The organism is Methanobrevibacter sp., assembly GCF_045577275.1.
GTDB lineage: Archaea > Methanobacteriota > Methanobacteria > Methanobacteriales > Methanobacteriaceae > Methanobrevibacter.
This window is the reverse complement of the sequence record NZ_JAZNIB010000067.1, coordinates 1-3552: the sequence shown is the minus strand read 5'-3', so window position 1 is coordinate 3552 and position 3552 is coordinate 1. Positions and strand designations below refer to the sequence as shown.

The 3552-nt window shown below is 34.8% G+C and carries 3 protein-coding genes; all 3 read left to right on the top strand.

Annotation, left to right across the window (positions count from 1 at the left end):
* Window positions 1-1250 (top strand): RNase J family beta-CASP ribonuclease (locus ACKI67_RS02150; RefSeq protein ID WP_407461753.1); only part of this gene is annotated, 1250 nt, incomplete at its 5' end.
* A gap of 124 nt (window positions 1251-1374) precedes the next feature.
* Window positions 1375-2370: a short chain isoprenyl diphosphate synthase IdsA gene (gene idsA, locus ACKI67_RS02145; RefSeq protein ID WP_407461752.1), complete on the top strand. Its 996-nt coding sequence runs from the start codon at window positions 1375-1377 to the stop codon at window positions 2368-2370.
* 253 nt (window positions 2371-2623) lie between these two features.
* A complete protein-coding gene (locus ACKI67_RS02140) occupies window positions 2624-3394 on the top strand; it encodes a hypothetical protein (protein WP_407461751.1) in 771 nt (256 codons plus the stop codon).
* The last annotated feature ends 158 nt before the right edge of the window (window positions 3395-3552 follow it).

Genomic DNA, 3552 nt, shown 5'->3' with positions numbered 1-3552 from the left:
GTATACACCTAGACAGATTACACATACATGAAGATACTGATATAGCAAGAATGCACAGTTTGGATTTAATTGAAAGAGGAGTAATCCCCGATGATACACTGATGCGTGACGTAGACGGAAAGGTACGTGCAATCGTATGTACGCACGGTCACCTGGACCACATAGGTGCAATCGCAAAACTGGCACACAGATATGAGGCACCAATTATTGCAAGTCCATATACACTAGCATTAATCGAGAAAACCATCCAGGGAGAACGTAAATTCAAGGTAAACAATCCAATAAGACCACTTAACCCTGGAAGCAAGATCAAGTTGTCCAAGGACATCACTTTGGAATTTGTACAGTCCACCCACAGTATTCCTCAAGCTGTGTTCCCTGTATTGCACACAAATGAAGGAATAATCGTTTATGCATTGGACTTTAAGTTTGACAATCACCAAAAGGTCTCTCCACCGCCTGATTACAACAGGCTTAGGGAATTAGGTAGAAAAGGAGTATTGGCTCTTATCGTAGAGACTACCAATGCAATCAATTACACCGAGACAAGAACCTACTCTGAAAAGGTAGCAAGAATCATCTTGGAGGACTTGATGAGAGAACCTCTAAATGCAAAAGAAGGTATGATTGTCACTACTTTCTCATCACATATCGAAAGGATTCAAACCATTGCGGACATTGCAAAGGACAGTGATAGGGAAATTCTCTTATTAGGACGTTCTATGGAAAGGTTCTGTGGCATAGCACAAAACTTGGGAATCTTGAAATTGCCTTCAAACGCTTATGTTTATGGATCTCCAAAAGCTGTAAACAAGGCACTTATGAAAGCTGAAGACGATAGGGATAAGTTCTTGCTTGTAACCACTGGTCACCAAGGTGAACCTGATGCATTGCTTCCAAGAATTGCAAGTGGAAGAACCCCATTCAATGTCAAGAGAGGGGATAATGTAATTTTCTCCGCACCTATCATTCCAAATCCAACCAATGCTGCAAATAGGCATATCCTTGAGTCTAAATTGAAATCCAATGGTGCAAGGATTTATGCAAATGCACACGTTTCAGGACACGCAGGTCGTGAAGACCACAGGGATTTCCTAAGAATGCTTAAGCCTAAGCACATCATACCGGCCCACGGTGAGTTGGAAATGTTGGTTGCTTATGGAGAACTTGCAGAAGAGGAAGGATACAGAATAGGAAACAATATTCACATTTTAAGAAATGCTCAAGCACAAGTCTTTAATGGCCATTAGTTAATTTATTTAACTATTTGGCTTTATTTCAAATGAGATTCTTAATAAAAATTAATTATTATTCATTAAATTGCAATTAAGTATTTAATCAAGTTTTAATATATATTAGTTTAGAGGAATAATTATGTCTGATGTTACTGATGTCTTAAAACAATATTCTCAAGATGTTGTAAAAACAATTGAAGAAAATCTTAGTTCTATTGAACCACAGAATTTACAGGACGCTTGTATTTATTTAACCAGAGCTGGCGGTAAAATGCTCAGGCCAGCACTTACTTTAATTTCTGCAGAAGCGGTTGGAGGAAAAAAAGAAGATGCACTTAAGACTGCTGCTGCTTTAGAGCTTATTCATACTTTTTCACTTATTCATGACGATATCATGGATGATGACGATATGAGAAGAGGAATGCCTTCCGTACATAAGGTATGGGATGAACCTGTAGCTATTTTGGCAGGAGATACACTCTTTTCAAAAGCATTTGAAATGGTAATTTCATCCAAGGAAGAAGATGCTCATCCTGAAAACGTTGCAAATGCATTGGCTACCGTAGCAGATGCATGTGTAAAGATCTGTGAAGGTCAAGCTTCCGACATGAGCTTTGAAGGAAACTTCGATGTCAAGGAAGATGAGTACTCTGAAATGATCTTTAAGAAAACTGGTGCACTCATTGCTGCAGCAACCAAAGCAGGAGCTATTATGGGTGGTGCAGAAGACGAAACTGTCAACGCATTATACGAGTATGGCCGTATGATCGGTACCGCTTTCCAAATCCAAGATGACTATTTGGATGTAGTCAGTGATGAAAAGGATCTCGGTAAACCTGTAGGAAGTGACATTGCCAAAGGTAAAATGACCCTTATGGTTGTAAAGGCATTGGCTGAATCTGAAGGTGAAGACCATGATAGATTGCTTGAAATCTTAAAAGAAGAGAATTCTTCACAAGCTAATATTGATGAAGCTATTGATTTATTCAATAAATATGGCTCCATTGAATATGCTCACAATCTCGCTTTAGAAAACATTGATGGTGCTAAGAAAGTACTTGAAATATTGCCTGACAGTGAAGCCAAAAGCATGTTAATTGCTTTAGCAGATTTCGTAATAGATAGGTCTTCTTAGATTTTATCTATTTTTTCTATTTTTCTTTTTCTTATTCTATTTTTTAATTATTTTTAATTATTTTTACAATTTTTATCTTATTATTATCATTTTTTACCTTATTTTTATCTATTTTTACCTTATTTTTATTTATTTCTACCCTAATTTTAGCTATTTTTTAAGTTAAGTTTATAAATAATTTAAATTAAATTAATAATTATAATAAACTAAATTATTACTAGTTTTAAAAAAATTAGTTAATGGGGAGGTTTATGTGGATTTAAGACGTGTATTATTGGTTTTGCTAGTTGTTGCTGTAGTTTTATGCTGTTCATTGTTCTTATTGAATTATGATGAATCAGTTCATTACACTAGGGTGGGACTGACAAACACATCTAGTATTGAAGTACCAGTAAGTGATGAATCTATAAATACAGTAGTTAATGGTGGGATTCATCTTATAAATGATACAAAACATGATTTAACTGTGATGTATTTCAATAGTGAAGAAGGAAATCAGGTTGCAGCTGTTGAATTGGAGTATATCCGAAATGATTTTGCTGCAAATTCAGTCCAGGAAACATTAGGAAATCAGACCATTTGGCACAATGAAGAGAATGGTACTTATATGGCATTTATTGGAAACTATGTCACTCATGACAATATCCTGATTATTTGTAAAGATCCTGAGATATTGGAGCATATGATTGCTTCTGCTAGGTATAATTATTACAATGAAGAAACAAACACTACAGAAACATTCAATGATGCTAACCAAAGTGCTGTTAATGCTACAACTAATTCCAGTGGCAGTACCACTTTAGATAGTACCGGTACAAGTCAATCAAGCTCTTCAAGCAATGTACCTGAAGGTTACTATTGGTCTGGTCAAGATGCTGATTATATCAGGGAATATGATGATGCAAATGGTATTCACCATATAGATCGTCTACATGGTAATAATGAATCTATCGATACTGCAAACGATAAGCATTGGACCAATGGAGTAGAGGATACAGAAGCATACCATCAAGATTTTAATTAATCTTTCTTCTTTTTTCTTTTTTTATTTTATCTTATCTTAATTTTAATTTTATTTTATCTATTTTAGATTATTTTTTATTTCATTGACTTATTTTTTTAAGCTATTTTTATTATTTTTCTTTCATTTTTTTGAAAAATATGGTAAAATATAGTAAAATA

Coding starts and splice junctions, on each gene's coding strand:
- idsA (WP_407461752.1), top strand. CDS start 1,375: ATGTCTGATGTTACTGATGTCTTAAAACAATATTCTCAAGATGTTGTA.